The following is a 17,938-nucleotide window of genomic DNA, read 5'->3' as shown; positions in this document are numbered from 1 at the left end:
TTATTTTAAAATTTTAGTGTCAATAATTTTTAATAATTTTTCTAAATCAGACTCATCATTGTAGAGATGAAAACCGATTCTAATGCCATTGCCTCGTGGGAAACATTTGATTTGATGTTCCATTAACATATTAAAATGTCCCTGATCGATCTGTAAATTAAAGATGGTGCTCGTCTCAGCTCTGTTTATGACAGTTTGGCTCAGTATCCCTCTTTTGCTCAATTCGTCCTTCGCCAGCTGTACCAATCGATGCGTATAAGCAGTTGTATTTTCCAGGCCTAGTTCAGTAAGAAATTGCAATCCCTTCTGTAAGGTTCCCTGTGCAAGTGTATCGATATGTCCAGGCTCAAAATACAGCTGATCGATATTTTTACCCACCCACATGCTGTCGATTTGAATGTTCTCTGTTGATAGCTCCGGAAAAAGCATATGTTTTGCGTAGTCACTAGCAAGAATAAAACCATTTCCATATCCCCCTAGTAGCCATTTATAGCCACTAGCCCCCACTATATCAAATCCAGATTGGGAAAAGTCAAACACTTCAGTGCCAAAATATTGCGTGCCATCACCAATAATAAGCAATTCAGGAAATTGGCTTTTCAACTGTTTAATAAATTCAAGATTGATTTTAATACCTGAAATATATTGTACGATGCTGAAGATAAATATGCTAGGTTGATGTTTTTTTATTGCTGCAATGATATTATCCTCCAATTGTTCGTCAATTTGAGCAGTAACATATTCAAAACCTCTCAAGATGACGGAGAAATTGACCGAAGGATAATCACCTTCCAGTAGCAGCACTTTTGCCTGTTGCGGGAGTCTTCCCAGTAAAGCATTAAAACCTGTAGAGAAGTTAGACGTGTTATAAACATGGTCAGGCGCAATGGTGAAAAAATCGCCAATGCTCTTTTTTACAGCTTGATTAAATTCACCCTGTTTTTCACGTAAATCGGTCGTTGTATCGAAAAAGTCAGCATCTCGCTCTTTCCGCCAATTTTTGGATGCCGTAGGTAATAGACCTGATCCTGGTGTTGTTAAATAGCACACATCATCAGGAATATCAAAATAAGATTTATAATTTACTTGCATGCTGTTCGGTTAAAATAGACAAATATTCGTGTTGAGAAATGCTTGTCCCTCCCATAGAAGCTAAATGCGGCGTATGGAATTGACAATCTACAAATTTCAATTTAAAATGAGTGATTAAATAAATAAGAGCTGCTTTTGAAGCATCAGATACCGTCGAAAACATACTTTCGCCACAGAAAACTTGATTGATATAGATGCCATAAAGTCCACCTACTAATTCATTGTTGTACCAGACTTCTATAGAGTGGGCATAATTGACTTTATTCAGTTCACTATAGGCATGAATCATATCTGCTGTGATCCAGGTTCCATCTTGATCTTTGCGGTTTATTTTAGCGCAATTCTCGATGACCTCTTTAAAAGCTTGGTCAACAGTAATCTTAAATTTATTACTTCTCAAGGTTTTACGCATACTCTTACTGATCTTTAGGTTTTCAGGGAAGATGACAAATCGTTCATGTGGCGCATACCACATAATTGGACTATCATCACTAAACCAAGGGAATATGCCATTTTCATAAGCCAAGATTAAGCGATCCACACTTAAGTCTCCCCCAATCGCAAGCAATCCATCATCATCAGCTAGTTCTGGATGAGGAAAGCTAACACGGCTACTGTCAAAATCTAAATTGAAAACCATTTTTAAAAATAGACAAAAAAACCAGATTGTTTAATCTGGTTGTCTTGTTTCTTTGCTGATTTCATCAAATATTTTGTCCATATGCTCTACATACTCATTGGTGTCATCCAAGAAGAAATCTAATTGTGGTACGATACGAACCTGATTTTTAATTTTAGAACCCAATTTGTATCGAATCTCTGTTGTTTTAGTGCGAATGGCTTTTAAATCTTCAGGAGCCGTTTTGGTATTGAAAAAACTTAAATATACTCGCGCTATAGCTAAGTCTGGTGTTACGCGTACACGTGTTACCGTTATAAATGCACCAGGAGCCCAACTGTTGCCTTCACGTTGGAGTAATTCGGCCAAGTCCTGTTGCAATACTCCAGCAAAACGTTGTTGTCTTTTACTTTCTGTTCCCATCGTATTAGTTTTTTGTTTAGTGAAAATTCACACTATTATGGTACAAAGATAAATATAAAAAAGAATAAAGGCATACCTTGGATGGATATGCCTATATAATTTTGGTTTATAATTAGTTAAGGTTAAATTTCTTAAAGTTTAAAGACTTTTATGGTCTATCATAGTTTGGTTTTTGTCCGGTTTTAAAAGTAAGTGTTTGCTAACTTTAAAACGTATATTTTTATCTTTCACTCTCCCTTATGATACAAACATATAAAAATTAAATTGTTGCTACAATGGATAAACAAAAAACAAAGTAATTACTTACTCACTATCGCTGTTTGCTGAGTTTTAACAAACATTTAACATAAAATTATTTTTTATTTACACGTTTTGATATACTGATCCTGAAAATCGAATGCACAAATATAGACGTCAAGTATTGCCATCTATACGATGATCTGAAGATCAATTGTTTTATTTGTTTTCAAATGGTATTTTTGTCATGCACATAAATAGCGTATTGAAAAAATGAAAATCTGGCAAAAAAATATAGATGTTGATTCATTTGTCGAATCTTTTACTGTAGGTAATGATCGCGTGATGGATTTACAATTAGCAGCCGCAGACGTTTTAGGTTCTTTGGCCCATACTCGTATGTTAAATAGTATCGCACTGATGACCGATGAAGATCTTGCTGTTGTACAAAAAGAATTGAAAAACATCTATCAAGAAATAAGTGCTGGAAAATTTGAGATCGAAGATTCTGTAGAAGATGTCCATTCTCAAGTAGAAATGCTGTTGACCCAACGCATTGGAGAAGCAGGAAAGAAAATTCATTCAGGACGTTCTAGAAATGATCAAGTACTGGTCGATTTAAAATTGTATTTCAGAACCGAAATTCAAAATATGGTTGGCAACACAGAGGTGTTTTTTCAACAATTGATCTCCCTAAGCGAGCAATATAAAGATGTTCTTATTCCCGGATATACCCATTTGCAGATTGCGATGCCTTCCTCATTTGGATTATGGTTTGGAGCATATGCCGAAAGCTTAGTAGATGATTTAGAATTGATGAAGGCAGCATGGAAGGTGTGCAATAAAAATCCATTAGGTTCCGCAGCAGGCTATGGTTCTTCTTTTCCACTAAATCGGACCATGACTACCAACCTTTTAGGATTTGATGACTTAAATTACAATGTCGTTTATGCACAAATGGGGAGAGGGAAGACCGAACGTATTTTAGCACAAGCGATGAGTTCTATCGCGGCAACATTGGCAAAGTTTGCGATGGATGTAACGCTATATATCAATCAAAATTTTGGTTTTATCTCATTTCCTGCACATTTGACAACAGGATCAAGTATTATGCCTCATAAAAAGAATCCTGATGTTTTCGAATTGATCCGTTCTCGTTGTAATAAAATTCAGGCATTGCCCAATGAAATTGCATTGATGACAACAAATCTTCCATCAGGGTATCATCGTGATTTGCAACTGCTCAAAGAGAATCTTTTTCCAGCATTCAAGTCATTAAACGATTGCTTAGAAATAGCAACTTTTATGCTCGAGCATATATCAGTAAAAAAAGATGTTTTAGACGACCCTAAATACGATTATTTATTCTCCGTAGAAGTTGTCAATAATGAAGTGCTAAAAGGTGTCCCTTTCCGTGAAGCCTATAAAAATATTGGAATTGCTATTGACGCTGGCGAATTTCAACCATCCAAAGAAGTAAACCATACCCACGAAGGAAGTATCGGCAACTTGGGTAATGACCAGATCCAGCGCATGTTTGAAGAAGTAAAATCTGCATTTGGATTTGAAAAAGTAGAAAATGCTTTAAGCCAGTTGGTGAAATCGTAGATAGTTAATCGGTTAGAAAGTTAGTAAGCAAACAAGTGATCTAACTTTCTAACCAAATTAATACTATTTTTCGATAGAAAATTTGAAATGTGTCTCCGATGTAAATTCTGATCCCGCTTTTAGCAAGGTGGATGGGAACTCAGGCTGATTTGGACTATCCGGAAAATGCTGTGTTTCCAAACAAAAACCAGCATAAGGAAGATAAGCTGTTCCCGATTTTCCAATATCATTTCCAGTCATCCAATTTCCAGTATACAACTGTACACCCGGTTCTGTCGTAAAAACATCTAAACGAATACCCGATTTCGGTGAATAGGCAGTTGCACAAGCCATAGAGATGGGGTTATTGTTGATAAAACAATGGTCATAACCCTTCGCTCCAATCAGTTGTTCATCATCGGCAATGATATCCTGAGCTATTGATTTAAATTCTTTAAAATCGAATGGTGTTCCCTCTACAGGAATAGTCGCAATCGGAATTTGATTTTCATCGACAGCAAGGTAAGCATCAGCATCTATTTTTAACTGATGACTCAATATGTCACCCGAACCTTCACCATTTAAATTAAAATAAGTATGATTCGTGAGGTTGATTACCGTATCCTGATCACTATCCGCTCGGTATTTTATGATGATTTCATTATCATTTGTTAAGGTATACGTGACAGATACGTTCAGGTTGCCAGGAAATCCCTCTTCACCGTCTTTCGAGACCAGGTAAAATTCGGCCTCAGATTCATAACCCACACGACGGTCCCATATTTTGGTGTGAAATCCATTCGGACCACCATGTAAACAGTTGATTCCATTATTTATAGGAAGATGATAAACCTGTCCATTTAATTCAAACTTTCCATGAGCGATCCGATTCGCAAATCGACCAGCTGTCACGCCGTGAAATTGCTCGTCAGCCCGATAATAAAGTCCTATATTGCTAAATCCCAAAGCAACATCTCTAAGTTTGCCTGTGTTATCAGGAACAAGAATACTGACAATTCGAGCACCATAATCGCTCAAAGCAACTTGCATGCCCCTTGTATTTTTCAAAATAATGAGATGGGTGTTTTTTTCGTTTAAAGTACTGGTGAAATTATGGATTGAAGGCAAATGATAATGACTCATGATGGTGATTGTTTTTTGATTCCTTGTTAAAGATAAAGATTATTAACTTTTTAAAAAACGATTCTGGATATTTATAAAAAATCAATTTGCAAAAACCCACAGCAGTTAGAAAATCAAAAAATGTATATTTGCAATATGTCTGTAAATACAAGTATGAATTGGAAACAATTACTATCCGCAAAACGTTGGGGTTATGAGCATCGTGTTAGCGATAGTCATTTAATAGCACGGTCAGAATTTCAACGTGATTACGATAGATTGATTTTTTCTTCACCATTTAGAAGATTGCAGAATAAAACACAAGTTTTTCCTTTACCAGGCGCTGTATTTGTACACAATAGATTGACCCATAGTTTAGAAGTAGCCAGTGTCGGTCGATCTCTGGGGCGTCTGTTCTATACCAAGATGAAAGATGCAGATCCTGAAATCGATGAACACTATCCCTACCTTCAAGAAGTCGGAAATATGGTCTCTGCAGCATGTCTCTCACATGATTTGGGCAACCCCGCATTTGGACACTCGGGAGAAGCGGCTATTTCAACTTATTTTACAGAGGGGGACGGTCGCAAGTACCAAGAGCAAGTAACCAAAGAAGAGTGGGCAGATTTGACACACTTCGAAGGTAATGCCAATGCATTGCGGATATTGACCCATCCTTTTAATGGCAAAGATGATAAAGGATTCGCTTTAACATATACCTCATTAGCATCTATTGTGAAATATCCATGCGCCGCGATTGATGGACACATTAAAAAAAATCATCATCGTAAAAAATATGGCTACTTTGCATCCGAGCGGGAAACATTTGAAACAATAGCAGCTGAGTTAGGACTATTGGAAGATCCTACCAATACCAAAGGCTACTTACGCCATCCTTTAGTCTATTTGGTAGAGGCTGCAGATGATATTTGCTATAATATCATTGATCTGGAAGATGCACATCATTTGAAAATATTATCATATCCCGAGGTCGAAGATTTATTACTCCCCCTTTGTGGAGGAGAAGATCTACGAGCTCGTTTGGATTCGCTTTACGACACCGCTAGCCGAGTAGCGCTTTTGAGAGCAAAAGCAATCAATACTTTAACCAGAGCATGTGTTGAAGTATTTTATAATGAGCAAGATCAATTATTAAAAGGAACTTTTCCTAGTGCCTTGATGGATGCGTTAGATGCAGAAGTTGTAGCACATCTTAAAAAGATTAATAAAATATCAGTAGCGAAGATTTACAATGCGCCTACAGTGGTACAGATTGAGGTCGCAGGTTATAAAGTCATGAATGCTTTGTTGTCTGAATTTGTTCCAGCTTATCTCAAAAAAAATAAAAACAGTTATGATGAAAAATTAGTTGCACTAATCCCTCATCAATTTTATACAGACCAAGAGGATTCTTATTCTAAAATTAGATCCGTTTTGGATTTTGTGTCAGGAATGACAGATGTCTATGCGATAGATTTATATCGTAAGATAACAGGAATCATTATTCCTTCCATAGACTAAGCTTAGTACAATACAATATTAAAAATAGCAGGATTGTAAAAACATCTGTTTTTGCAATCTTGTTTTTTATCTAAACATAAAATATGAAAGTCGTTATTGCCGAAAAACCATCCGTTGCACGAGATTTGGCCCGAGTTATGGGAGCAAAAGAAACCAATGATGGTTATATTTCAGGAAATGGTTATGCTTTCACCTATGCTTTTGGACATCTGGTGCAATTATGCACACCACAAGCCTATGGATTTCATAATTGGTCAATCGCTAACTTGCCTATTATTCCAACAGAATTTAAATTGGAATCTAAAAAGCTAAAACGCGATGGTAAGCAAATCGATGATGCCGGTGCATTAAAACAGCTGAATACCATTAAATATTTGTTAGATAAAGCAGAAGAAGTGATCGTAGCAACCGATGCTGGACGAGAAGGAGAATTGATTTTCCGGAATATTTACTATTACCTCGGAGCAACAGTTCCCTTTAAGCGCTTATGGATTTCCTCGCAGACGGACAAAGCAATTAAAGAAGGGTTCGCAAATCTGAAGGAAGGAACAGAATATGATAGTTTGTATATGTCGGCGCGTTCCCGTTCAGAATCAGATTGGCTTATTGGTATCAATGCCACTCAGGCTATCACGCTTGCTGCCGGAAATCGCGGCTTACTTTCTCTAGGTCGAGTGCAGACGCCGACATTGGCCATGATCTGTTCCCGCTATCTAGAAAATAAAGATTTTAAACCTCAAACATTTTATAAAATTCAAGCTGGCTTTGAAAAAGAGAATATCAAGTTCAAAGCCACTTCCGAAAAAATAGATAAAAAAGAGCTAGCAGAAGAATCGATTGCTAAAATTACAGTTGGCTCAGAAGCCTTAGTAACTAAAGTTGAAGCAAAAGAAACCAAAGAACAACCACCGTTACTATTTGATTTAACATCCTTACAGCAGGACGCCAATAAAAAGTATGGATATTCTGCAGATCAAACTTTGAATATAGCACAGGCACTTTATGAGAAAAAAGTAATTACTTATCCACGTACTGGATCACGTTATATAGGAGAAGATGTGTTCGAACAGATTGAAGAATTATTCCAGCATTTAGCCGATACAGCGGAAGAGGGTATCGCAACGATTTCGCGAAATCTCATTGGAGCAAAGTTGAATAAAAGATCCGTAGATGAAAAGAAAGTAACCGATCACCATGCCCTTTTGGTAACAGACGAAAAACCAGGGGCTTTAGTACAAGAACAGCGGAATATCTACAATATGATCGCTAAGCGTATGGTTGAAAGTTTTTCTGATGTATGCTTAAAAGATATTACCACAGTTGTGATCAACGCAGCAGGGGTCGAATTGATTGCAAAAGGAACTGTAATCAAGCAGTACGGATGGAGACTCTCCGCAGATCAGGTTGAATTGCCGGACGAAGATAAAAACACCGAAGATCAAGATAATGAAAACGCGCAATTGCCCAAATTGATAGCCAATGAGCTATTGGAAATCTTATCGCTGGAATTATCCGAAAGATTTACCAAAGCAAAACCCATACATACGGAAGCATCGTTGCTAAAAGCAATGGAAACTTCAGGTAAAGAAATTGATGACGATGAGATGCGTCAAGCCATGAAAGATTGTGGATTGGGTACACCAGCTACACGTGCAGCAACAATCGAAACCTTATTTCAAAGAGACTACATTAAACGCGATAAAAAGAAACTCATCCCCACAGATAAGGGATTGACCGTTTACAATTTGGTCAAAGATCGTTCCATTGCCAAAGTAACCTTAACAGGTAAATGGGAACAGAAATTAGAAGAAATGCGTGCTAATAAGGTTTCATACGAAGTCTTTATGAAGCATATAAAAGACTATACCGAACGCATCACAAAAGAATTACTCCAACTGCGCATCTCTATCGCACATGAAGAAATCAAGCCCCTGCAAAAAGGAAAGATAAAATGTCCAAAATGTGCAGCAGGACAAATTCAATTATTTGACAAAGTTGCGCAATGTGACCATTATGCTAGAGGCTGTGATTTTAAAATATGGCGTACGTTAAATGGTGTTTTATTGGAAGAAAAGGAGATGAAAAATCTATTAGAAAAAGGGAGAACATCAACCTTAAAAGGGATTAAGACCAAAGAAGGAAATACTATTGAAGGAACCTTAATCTTTGAAAATTTCAAAGTAGGAGTACAGTAGGTCAATTTATATCAAATCATTTTTTCATAATTTGAATTTTTATTTTGTGATGACTTAACTTTTTATAAAACCTGTACCTTTGTCCACTATATGTCAACATCACTATACAATCCATTTAAAACATTTAAGTTTGATAATAAAACCTGTTTTTTGACAGGGCAGGAGCTTTCCTCTTTAGACGAACAAATTCAGGTTTTCCCCGTATGGATGATGCGTGCTTTTGATCTCGAGGAAAAACCTTTTAAGATGTTGGACGAATCCATCGTTACTTATAAAAGTTTAAAGCTTCCTTGTTCAGTAGATGCCGCATTAGCCATTGAAAAAATGGAATCTGAAGTAGAACGTGCTTTTGCAGCAGGCTACGATGCCGTGCGTGCATTACCTCAAATCACCTTATTTCAGTGGATGTCGAAAATATTGTACGGCGTAGTTTTCAATGAAATTCAAACCGGTATTCGTCAACAAACCTTGACGGGAGAGGAAATGAATTTTTCACAAGTTCTAGCTCAAAAATTCAAAAACCTACATGCCATGTTGCAATCGCTATTGCAACCCATGGAATTTGAAGGAACATATCCATTTTCGATCTTCATCAGCCAAGTGGACAATCCCCCAGAGACCTTCAATTATCGCGATGAAATCAACACCTTGATATTCTCGTTGAGAATGAAGGATTTTGGAATTGTGGCATGTTTGCAAGACAATGCGACCAATAATATCTATCACGAAGATGTATTAAGATTGGTCGATAATCAAACATTGCATCCCATTCAATTTGAAGAACTGGCAGCGCGCTATTTTTATTCTGTTTATTTGTTTAATCGCCTTCCCGAATACACCTATTTGAATACACCAAAGATGATTTATGTCGAACCGATGCCCTTGGCCGATATGTCGATGAAACCAATCTTTGATCATTGGCAGGTAAAGGTCTATGGACAAGTATTAGAAAATTTTTGGAAACCCTGGGGATTTCTTTTATTTGAAATCATTAAGAACCCAGATGAACCCATGAGTTTTATTACGGATGAAAATCGAAATTTCGTTCCACGTGAAGCAATTGAACTCCCATTAGGATAAAAAGAAAAAGCCCTTAAAGATTATTTACGGGCTTTTTTCTTTTTTTGTACTGGAAAGCTTCTTTTTTTAGCTTCTTCCAGATCTGCTTCTTTTTTCTTCTTATTGACCATTAAGATCAGGCCAAAAGGGCCAAGTATGGGAACACATAATCCCAATATAGATAAGATAACAAATCCTCCAGTTACATCCTTGAGTCTAAATAATCGGAATAATGCAATGGCCATTAAAGCAAAATGAATAATAGTCACCAATTGAACCAAAGCTAATCTACCTGCATCCATATGTTATATTGATAATAAACGCAAATGTAAAGAGATTCATTGAATATGGCGAAGCTTTATACAGAAGAACCTGTTATAAGATGCGATTCATAATCGCAATGGCCGCATCAATTTCCTCCATAAGGATATTGAGATGTGGTCTAAAACGAATAGAAAGCTTTCCACACCCCAATAAGATCAGTTTTTCTGCAAATGCATCTTTAATAAATTGATCTCTTACCTGTTCATTTTCAAAATCGAAAGCAATAAATAAACCTTGTCCCCTAATATTACTGATCTGCGGATGATGAATCGCTAATGTTTCGAGCTGTTGCATAAAATAGGCTCCCTTCTGCGTGATAAGTTCAATTAAGTTTTCCTGCTCTATGACTTCTAATATCAGTTTAAAACGCATCATATCCGTAAAGTCCCCTCCAAATGTTGAATTGATGCGCGAAGATTCTTGAAAAACATGTTTTTCTACTCGATCAAACTTGTCCTTGTTAGCAAGTAATCCACAGACCTGAGTTTTCTTGCCAAATGCAACTAAATCGGGAACAACTCCAATATGCTGATAGGCCCACATCGAACCGGTCAAACCAATCCCTGTTTGGACTTCATCAAAAATCAATAGAATATCATGCTCATCACAAATATCGCGTAAGGACTGAAAAAATTCTTTTCTAAAATGATTATCACCACCTTCCGCTTGAATTGGTTCGATAATGATACAGGCGATATCATTCGGATGTTGAGCAAGTGCATTTCTGATTTCTCGAATGGCCATTTTTTCTTTTTCAATGACTCCTTGTAATACTGTTTCCGTAACCGGAAAGGTCAATTTTGGATTGGTAATTCTTGGCCAGTTAAATTTTGGAAAATACATGTATTTTCTTGGGTCTTTCGTATTGGTCAACGAAAGGGTATAACCCGATCTGCCATGAAATGCTTCTTTAAAGTGAATAACCTGAGAAGCCTCCTTTTCGATACCTTGCGCCAAATTTAATCTTGTTTTCCAATCAAATGCAGCTTTTAACGTGTTTTCTACAGCCAAAGTTCCTCCAGCAATAAAAAAGCAATACTGTAATTCTTTGGGCATAGCCACACGTTCGAAGACTTCCATAAAATCAGCGAACTCTTTAGGATAGATATCGGATAATGCAGGTTTATTAATCGCCATTTTACCTAAAAATTCCTTTTGTGCTAAGAGATGAGGATGGTTATAACCAATGGCGACCGAAGCAAACATGCTAAATAAGTCGAGATATTCATCTCCTTTTTGATCAACTAAATAAGAGCCGTGTGATTTTTCCATATCCATGACAATTGGAAAGCCATCGGCTAGTAAATGTTTGGATAATATTTCGTGAACTGTACTCATACTGTTATCAATTAAAAAGTCAATATTAAAGATTAAACGTAATCCCTTGTGCTAAGGGGAGCTCCGTGCTATAATTAATGGTGTTGGTCTGTCTGCGCATATATGCTTTCCAAGCATCTGAACCCGACTCCCGTCCACCTCCAGTGTCTTTTTCACCACCAAAAGCACCACCAATCTCAGCTCCAGAAGTTCCGATATTGACATTCGCAATACCGCAATCCGAACCCTGCGCACTTAAAAACAGCTCAGCTTCTCGCAGATTGTTGGTCATAATGGCTGAGGATAGCCCTTGTTTGACATCATTTTGAATGGCGATAGCATCCAAAACATGCCCTTTATATTTGATTAAATAAAGAATAGGAGCAAAAGTTTCTTTTTGGACGATTTCATAATGATTTTCGACCTCTGCAATAGCAGGTTTAACATAACAGCCACTTTCAAAACCTTTGCCTGTTAACACTCCGCCTGCAACAATAAGTTTACCGCCCTGTTTCTCGATTTCCGAAAGTGCATTTAAATAATGTTCAACCGCCATCTTATCAATCAGTGGACCGACATGATTTTCGGGAAGTAGCGGATCCCCAATCTTAAGTTGAGCGTAGGCCTTAACCAATGAATCTTTCACCTGTTCATAGACATGTTCATGAATAATGAGTCTACGGGTAGAAGTACAGCGCTGGCCTGCTGTACCAACAGCACCAAACACAGCTCCAATAGTGGTCATATTCAGATCCGCATCAGGCGTAATGATAATGGCATTGTTGCCGCCGAGTTCTAAAATAGTTTTTCCTAACCTTCCAGCAACCTGTTGAGCAACTATTTTACCCATTCGCGTAGAGCCAGTAGCCGATATTAAGGGGATATGGCGATCATTGACCATCCATTCTCCGACGACCTTATCACCAATTACTAAATTCGAAATACCTTCTGGTAAATTTTTATGTTTGAGCACATCCGCTAGAATCCGTTGGCACGCGATTGCACATAAAGGTGTTTTTTCACTGGGTTTCCAAATCACAACATCCCCACAAATTAAGGCTAGAGCCGTATTCCATGCCCAAACAGCAACAGGAAAGTTGAAAGCAGAAATAATACCCACAATCCCTAAAGGATGGTATTGATCATACATCCGATGAGAGGGGCGCTCCGAATGAATCGTTGAACCGTAGAGCTGACGTGATAAACCAACAGCAAAATCACAGATGTCAATCATTTCCTGTACCTCACCCATACCTTCTTGCAGCGATTTACCCATTTCATAAGAAACAAGTTTACCAAGAGCAGGCTTTAACGCTCTCAATTTTTCGCCAAATAACCGGATCACTTCCCCTCTTTGTGGAGCAGGCACTAATCGCCAAGTTGCATATGCTTGCTGTGCCTGTGCACATATTTGATTATAATCATCATGGGAAGAACAAGTCACTGTAGCAATTGCTTGCGCATCGACAGGCGAGTTGGAAGTGATATCTTCTCCAGTTGCAAACCAATTTTGTCCTGTAGACGAACCCAAATTGGTCGATAGGATGCCCAATTCTTTTAATTCTTGTATTATCATATTGGTTTATATTGTTCGTTAATATTTTAAATATAGTGAATTATATTCGAAATATTGGCTATATTTAGATATTAAATTATGATTAGTATGAACTTAACATGCGATTATTTCAATATAGATGAGCTCTTATCAGACGAAAACAAGCTCATTCGCCAGTCCATTCGCGATTTCGTCAGCACGGAAATAAAACCAGTCATAAACGATGCGGCTCAACACCATCATGATATTCCCAATTTGATGTTGAAACTTGGAGCCATTGGAGCATTAGGGCCATATATTCCAGAACAATACGGTGGAGCAGGTTTAGATCAGATAGCTTATGGGATCATCATGCAGGAATTGGAGGCAGGTGATTCAGCCATCCGATCGGCAGCATCTGTACAATCATCATTAGTCATGTATCCTATCTTTACATTTGGAAGTGAAGCACAAAAGCAAAAGTATCTCCCAAAACTAGCCAGCGGAACCTACATCGGTAGCTTCGGCTTGACTGAGCCCAATCACGGATCAGACCCTGCAGCGATGGAAACGCGATTGCTCAAAAAGGATGGAAAATATATCCTCAATGGCGCCAAGATGTGGATTACAAATGCCCCAATATGTGATATCGCGATCGTATGGGCAAGAGACGAACAGGATAAAATAAGAGGATGTATCGTCGAGCGCAATATGGAAGGATTCACGACTCCTGAAACAGCTAATAAATGGTCGCTACGTGCATCGAAGACAGGCGAGTTGATTTTTCAAAACGTAGAAATACCTTCAGAAAATATTTTACCTGAAGTAAATTCACTCCGTGGTCCATTTTCTTGTTTAAACTCGGCACGGTACGGCATTTCATGGGGAGTCATTGGAGCGGCAATTGATTGTTATCAAACAGCAGTAAAATATGCTTTGGAAAGAGAACAGTTTGGCAAGCCAATAGCCTCTTATCAATTGCAACAAAAAAAACTGGCAGAATTTCTGACAGAAATAACAAAAGCCCAATTATTAGCATGGCGCTTGGGCGTACTGAAAAATGAAGGAAAAGCTACGCCGGCACAGATCTCGATGGCAAAACGGAATAATGTACATATGGCATTAGAAATCGCTAGAGAATCAAGACAGATACTAGGAGCGATGGGGATTGTCGGTGATTTTCCGATGATGCGGCACATGATGAATTTAGAATCTGTCATTACTTATGAAGGAACACACGATATCCACCTATTGATCACAGGCAATGATATCACGGGATTAAGTGCTTTTTAAGTTGGATTTAATAATAGGATTAAGATTGTAATACCACGCCTAATGAGCGATGATAAGATGTCACCTCATAATAGATGATCTATCCACATTGAATGATATCTTGAAACAAAGAGAAATAAGCTTTAGACATTTTCTCCCAGCTATAATGCTGTGATGAATACGCTTGAAATTCTTTGCTTCTATTCTGTAGAAGCAAAGGATCATCAAGGGCATCTTTGATTTCCGAAATCCAGCGGTCAGCCTTCTCTGTAGGAATTAGAAATCCATTTTTCTGATGAACAATAGCATCAGAGATACCTTCAAGATCCGAAGCAAATACGGTCGCCCCGCAGATACTTGCCTCCAGACATACTAAACCAAAACCTTCCATATCGCCATCAACTTTGATATTAGGCATGATAAAAAGTCCAGAATGACAAAGCAAAGACTGTACATCTACAAGGGGAATTTTTCCGATGTGCTGTAATCGATCTTCATAATCAGGATTTCTTAAATATTGACGTATGACCTTCTGGTCTGACGGAAATCCCAGGAATAAAAATACAAGATGTCGCACAGGCTGTGGCAAGGCATAGAGTAATTTCTCTTTCCAAGTTGCGGTCATAGTAAAAGGACCGATTAAAATAAGTTTATAGCCGGCAGGTAATTGTGGAAGAACATGTTTTATAAACCAAGAAATGCCTTTCCGTTTTACAGGTCTTCCAAGTGCAATGATCAATTTATTAGCATCCTTGTCAATCTTATATTTCTTTAAAATAACATCAATCGCAACGTGAGGATCCATAACGAGATGATGGTCCACACCATTTGCAATAACATCAATTTTGTTTGGGTCAATTCCCCGATCAATAGCAGCTTGTTTTGTCGCTTGACTGACAGCAATAATTTTATCAAAACGATTGAACTGAGAAATAATTTTCTTCTGGAAATGCCTCAAAGGAAACACTACATCAAGACCATGAATCGTCACGACTTTTTTTAAGTGATCATACCCTCGGTGCCGTAAAGACAAGCTCGCAACTAAGCCATCATTAAAGTGTATAAGTCGGACGTTCGGATGTCTATCCAAGACTGCTAAAATTCGTTTATTCAGTAGAAAAAAGAATCGCAGAATAGATTCATTCCCTTGATAAACGATTTGATGAACTGGAGTGAGAGAGCTCATCCCATTAATGAGCTCAAAGCTCTGTTTTTCCATACCTCCGATAGCTGGAGGAAACTTGTGACTGATGAAGAGAATTTCCATTTTAGGATGTCGACAACCTTTTTTTAAGTCCGAGATAAGCAAAAAAACCAAAAATGATCCAAAAAACTTGTCGTGAACGCCTGATTAAAGCGATGATCAACCATACTTGAATCGTATAAATACCAGCACTAGTCAATAGTAACCTATTGCCAAATTCCTCAATACCGATCTGAGCTGGAATAAAAGCACCAAAACTTTTGATAATCACAATACCCATGTCCATAAATTGACTCAGTACAATCGGAATCGTAATGCCAGAAAAATATAGAATAAGGAAAAGCTCAAAAGCTCCAACAACCCAGTGCAGAAAAAAATAAAGATAAGCCCGATAACATTTATACGGTTGACTTTGATGAAATACCAAAACTGCATTGAGCACGAGCTGAAGGCGTATACTGAGCCTTCTGAAAAATTTGCATGATAATGCCGATGCAACCTGTAGTTTTTTAGACCTTTTGAGTAGAAAAAAGATAATCAGAGGAATTGAAAAGAGGGTGATGACCAATATCCATAAGATTGTAAGCGTTTGGTCAGGTATATTTTTATTAAAAGAGCTTGTTAAGAACCAAAAACCGGTAATACCAAATAATGAAAATTGTGTTATAATGGCTAAAAAGCGGGATATGAGCACAGAATTGACAATCTCTTGTGGAGAGGTACCCGTAGGTTTTAGGAGAACGGTTTTAATATAATCACCACCTATTATACTGGTTGGGTTGAATAAGCCTATCGTTTCACCAATGTGCCGAATACAAAATAGCTGCCATAAAGATAATCTTTTTGGTTTTTCAATAAAGCAGTTTTGCCATCCAGCAGTTCCAAAAAGATAAGCCAGACCAGTAATAACGATAATCCAAACCAGGTTCCAACCCATATGAGCAACTTCTTTTAATACTGCTCCCAGATCGATATGGCTGATGAAAACAGATAAAGAAATAATAAGGAGCAGAACAAGTATTGATTTTAAAATTTTTATCCGTATCAACCTGCCTGAAATTTAATCATGGAATCTGCCGCATCCATACTCATTTGTTCGAGTTCCTCAAAATATACAGCTGCTAATGAATTCCAATCCATTGATTTACTAAATTGCAATCCAGCATTTCCAATGTCATTTCTAAGTTGTTTATCTCTTAATAATTGTATTATGCGTTCGACAAACATCGCGGCATCTTTAGGTTTACACTTAAAACCGTTAACACCTTCTGTTACGAGATCTGCAGAACCACCGCCATCTGCAATAACACAAGGAAGAGCCGATGCCATAGCTTCAATCACAACATTCCCGTAAGTTTCCGAATGGGAAGGAAAAACAAACAAAGTTGAGGAAGCATATAACTTAGCGAGATCATTATGATTCAGTTTACCTAAAAAAAGTGCATCGGGCATATTTTGACGACATGCATCCATCGCCGAACCATCACCTGCAACAATAAAATTTAAGGGAATAGATTGTTGCTTTAATAAACTGTAGATGTCGATCAGTGTTTTTAAGTTCTTTTCCCAGACAAGACGACTGGCAAATAGTATTGTTGGATGATTGTTCCCCGTTATTTCTGCCATCCAATTTTCATCCTTTTTGTTAGGTGAAAACAAGGTGTTGTCAATTCCTCGTTTCCAGATCTGCATCAAGGTCGGGTTGATACCCATTTTTGTGAGTTCAGATACAATACTAGTTGTAGGTACATAGACCTTGTCACAGTTATTATAGAATTTATTCTGTGTTTGAATAATCCTTTTCTTTGTTGGGCCGACTAAGAAAGAAAAATGTTTAAGATAATAATCAATATAGCTTACGAAGTGTGTGTGGTAAATACTGATCACCGGTTTTTGGTTTTTTAGAGCATAGCGCTGTGCATAAAATCCTAAAAGTGAAGGTGTGGCGATATGAATAATGTCAGGATTGAAATCTTGTAGTCTTTTCCGAATACGTTGGTCTACCAAGGCTGGAATAGCCATAGTATAGTTTTGCTGTATGGGAATACTTAAAGACGGTATTTTCATACATTCAAAATCTTGTATTTGATCTGGTCCTGTGCCATAAATAAACAAAAACTCAAATCTATTTTTATCGATGCGGTCGACAAGCTGAAAAATTGTACGTGCAGCTCCATCAAAATCTGGAATCATGATTTCGGCAAAAAAAGCAACTCTTATCATGGTGAATTTTTTATTCAAAGTAAAGAGCTCTATGTTTCCTTATGAATAAGCCTAGATGAACAAATGATGGTTTTTATATTATCCCGGTATTATCACAAGATGAGTTGAATGTTGATTTGCATACCGATTTCATCTTTTTCCATCCTTATTTTCATTTAATAGCAATATGATGATGCATCTTGCTGTATTCACCGTGACGTCATTCCTGT

The 17,938-nt window shown here is 37.5% G+C and carries 15 protein-coding genes; 5 read left to right on the top strand and 10 right to left on the bottom strand.

The features are described from left to right. The 3 genes from MUB18_RS02570 to rbfA are packed head-to-tail and all read right to left on the bottom strand — an operon-like array spanning position 1 to position 2,134. Positions 1–1,092 carry an aminotransferase class V-fold PLP-dependent enzyme gene (locus MUB18_RS02570; protein ID WP_248754886.1) on the bottom strand — a complete coding sequence of 364 codons (1,092 nt, stop codon included), beginning with the start codon at positions 1,090–1,092 and terminating at the stop codon, positions 1–3. Further along, positions 1,076–1,732 carry a leucyl/phenylalanyl-tRNA--protein transferase gene (gene aat / locus MUB18_RS02565; RefSeq protein WP_248754885.1) on the bottom strand — a complete coding sequence of 219 codons (657 nt, stop codon included), beginning with the start codon at positions 1,730–1,732 and terminating at the stop codon, positions 1,076–1,078. The genes MUB18_RS02570 and aat overlap by 17 nt, the downstream gene beginning before the upstream one ends. 30 nt (positions 1,733–1,762) lie before the next feature. Further along, a complete protein-coding gene (gene rbfA, locus MUB18_RS02560; RefSeq protein ID WP_045754929.1) occupies positions 1,763–2,134 on the bottom strand; it encodes a 30S ribosome-binding factor RbfA in 372 nt (123 codons plus the stop codon). 510 nt (positions 2,135–2,644) lie between these two features. Here rbfA and argH point away from each other — a divergent pair. Continuing rightward, complete coding sequence (gene argH / locus MUB18_RS02555; protein ID WP_248754884.1) at positions 2,645–3,979, top strand: argininosuccinate lyase; 1,335 nt, start codon at positions 2,645–2,647, stop codon at positions 3,977–3,979. Positions 3,980–4,042: 63 nt separating this feature from the next. Here argH and MUB18_RS02550 read toward each other — a convergent pair whose 3' ends face one another. Next, on the bottom strand, positions 4,043–5,101 hold the full coding sequence (locus tag MUB18_RS02550; RefSeq protein WP_248754883.1) for an aldose epimerase family protein: 1,059 nt from the start codon (positions 5,099–5,101) through the stop codon (positions 4,043–4,045). 135 nt (positions 5,102–5,236) lie between these two features. Here MUB18_RS02550 and MUB18_RS02545 point away from each other — a divergent pair, with 135 nt between their 5' ends. The 3 genes from MUB18_RS02545 (at position 5,237) to MUB18_RS02535 (ending at position 9,876) form a co-directional block, all read left to right on the top strand. Beyond that, the gene (locus MUB18_RS02545) at positions 5,237–6,601 is read left to right on the top strand and encodes a deoxyguanosinetriphosphate triphosphohydrolase (RefSeq protein WP_045754927.1); all 1,365 of its coding nucleotides are present in this window, start codon (positions 5,237–5,239) and stop codon (positions 6,599–6,601) included. Between the two features lie 83 nt (positions 6,602–6,684). Continuing rightward, positions 6,685–8,796: a type IA DNA topoisomerase gene (locus MUB18_RS02540; RefSeq protein WP_248754882.1), complete on the top strand. Its 2,112-nt coding sequence runs from the start codon at positions 6,685–6,687 to the stop codon at positions 8,794–8,796. A gap of 90 nt (positions 8,797–8,886) precedes the next feature. After that, the gene (locus MUB18_RS02535; RefSeq protein ID WP_248754881.1) at positions 8,887–9,876 is read left to right on the top strand and encodes a hypothetical protein; all 990 of its coding nucleotides are present in this window, start codon (positions 8,887–8,889) and stop codon (positions 9,874–9,876) included. Positions 9,877–9,896: 20 nt separating this feature from the next. Here MUB18_RS02535 and MUB18_RS02530 read toward each other — a convergent pair whose 3' ends face one another. The 3 genes from MUB18_RS02530 to MUB18_RS02520 form a co-directional block, all read right to left on the bottom strand. After that, complete coding sequence (locus MUB18_RS02530) at positions 9,897–10,157, bottom strand: hypothetical protein (protein ID WP_108159091.1); 261 nt, start codon at positions 10,155–10,157, stop codon at positions 9,897–9,899. 73 nt (positions 10,158–10,230) lie between these two features. Next, on the bottom strand, positions 10,231–11,517 hold the full coding sequence (lat, locus tag MUB18_RS02525; protein ID WP_248754880.1) for an L-lysine 6-transaminase: 1,287 nt from the start codon (positions 11,515–11,517) through the stop codon (positions 10,231–10,233). Between the two features lie 25 nt (positions 11,518–11,542). Next, complete coding sequence (locus MUB18_RS02520) at positions 11,543–13,072, bottom strand: aldehyde dehydrogenase family protein (RefSeq protein WP_248754879.1); 1,530 nt, start codon at positions 13,070–13,072, stop codon at positions 11,543–11,545. Between the two features lie 87 nt (positions 13,073–13,159). On the opposite strand from MUB18_RS02520, the gene MUB18_RS02515 reads away from it, so the two are divergent. Beyond that, complete coding sequence (locus MUB18_RS02515) at positions 13,160–14,323, top strand: acyl-CoA dehydrogenase family protein (protein ID WP_248754878.1); 1,164 nt, start codon at positions 13,160–13,162, stop codon at positions 14,321–14,323. A gap of 79 nt (positions 14,324–14,402) precedes the next feature. On the opposite strand, the gene MUB18_RS02510 is transcribed toward MUB18_RS02515, so the two are convergent. Genes MUB18_RS02510 through MUB18_RS02500 form a run of 3 tightly spaced genes read right to left on the bottom strand, consistent with a single transcriptional unit; the run spans position 14,403 to position 17,729 of the window. After that, complete coding sequence (locus tag MUB18_RS02510) at positions 14,403–15,569, bottom strand: glycosyltransferase family 4 protein (RefSeq protein ID WP_248754877.1); 1,167 nt, start codon at positions 15,567–15,569, stop codon at positions 14,403–14,405. A gap of 1 nt (position 15,570) precedes the next feature. Then, positions 15,571–16,554: a lysylphosphatidylglycerol synthase transmembrane domain-containing protein gene (locus tag MUB18_RS02505; protein WP_248754876.1), complete on the bottom strand. Its 984-nt coding sequence runs from the start codon at positions 16,552–16,554 to the stop codon at positions 15,571–15,573. Beyond that, positions 16,551–17,729: a glycosyltransferase family 4 protein gene (locus MUB18_RS02500; protein WP_248754875.1), complete on the bottom strand. Its 1,179-nt coding sequence runs from the start codon at positions 17,727–17,729 to the stop codon at positions 16,551–16,553. Before MUB18_RS02500 ends, MUB18_RS02505 begins: the two co-directional genes overlap by 4 nt. Positions 17,730–17,938 lie beyond the last annotated feature (209 nt).

This window comes from Sphingobacterium sp. PCS056 (assembly GCF_023273895.1).
Taxonomy (GTDB): Bacteria; Bacteroidota; Bacteroidia; order Sphingobacteriales; family Sphingobacteriaceae; genus Sphingobacterium.
The sequence above is the reverse complement of the archived record's forward strand: the minus strand, read 5'-3'. Positions and strand labels throughout refer to the sequence as shown.

What these genes read in the sequence shown, in the direction of transcription:
- MUB18_RS02550 (WP_248754883.1), bottom strand. Translation starts at nt 5,101, where the DNA reads ATGAGTCATTATCATTTGCCTTCAATCCATAATTTCACCAGTACTTTA.
- MUB18_RS02570 (WP_248754886.1), bottom strand. Translation starts at nt 1,092, where the DNA reads ATGCAAGTAAATTATAAATCTTATTTTGATATTCCTGATGATGTGTGC.
- MUB18_RS02500 (WP_248754875.1), bottom strand. Translation starts at nt 17,729, where the DNA reads ATGATAAGAGTTGCTTTTTTTGCCGAAATCATGATTCCAGATTTTGAT.
- lat (WP_248754880.1), bottom strand. Translation starts at nt 11,517, where the DNA reads ATGAGTACAGTTCACGAAATATTATCCAAACATTTACTAGCCGATGGC.
- MUB18_RS02545 (WP_045754927.1), top strand. Translation starts at nt 5,237, where the DNA reads ATGTCTGTAAATACAAGTATGAATTGGAAACAATTACTATCCGCAAAA.
- argH (WP_248754884.1), top strand. Translation starts at nt 2,645, where the DNA reads ATGAAAATCTGGCAAAAAAATATAGATGTTGATTCATTTGTCGAATCT.
- MUB18_RS02510 (WP_248754877.1), bottom strand. Translation starts at nt 15,569, where the DNA reads ATGGAAATTCTCTTCATCAGTCACAAGTTTCCTCCAGCTATCGGAGGT.
- MUB18_RS02535 (WP_248754881.1), top strand. Translation starts at nt 8,887, where the DNA reads ATGTCAACATCACTATACAATCCATTTAAAACATTTAAGTTTGATAAT.
- rbfA (WP_045754929.1), bottom strand. Translation starts at nt 2,134, where the DNA reads ATGGGAACAGAAAGTAAAAGACAACAACGTTTTGCTGGAGTATTGCAA.
- MUB18_RS02515 (WP_248754878.1), top strand. Translation starts at nt 13,160, where the DNA reads ATGAACTTAACATGCGATTATTTCAATATAGATGAGCTCTTATCAGAC.
- MUB18_RS02520 (WP_248754879.1), bottom strand. Translation starts at nt 13,072, where the DNA reads ATGATAATACAAGAATTAAAAGAATTGGGCATCCTATCGACCAATTTG.
- MUB18_RS02540 (WP_248754882.1), top strand. Translation starts at nt 6,685, where the DNA reads ATGAAAGTCGTTATTGCCGAAAAACCATCCGTTGCACGAGATTTGGCC.
- MUB18_RS02530 (WP_108159091.1), bottom strand. Translation starts at nt 10,157, where the DNA reads ATGGATGCAGGTAGATTAGCTTTGGTTCAATTGGTGACTATTATTCAT.
- aat (WP_248754885.1), bottom strand. Translation starts at nt 1,732, where the DNA reads ATGGTTTTCAATTTAGATTTTGACAGTAGCCGTGTTAGCTTTCCTCAT.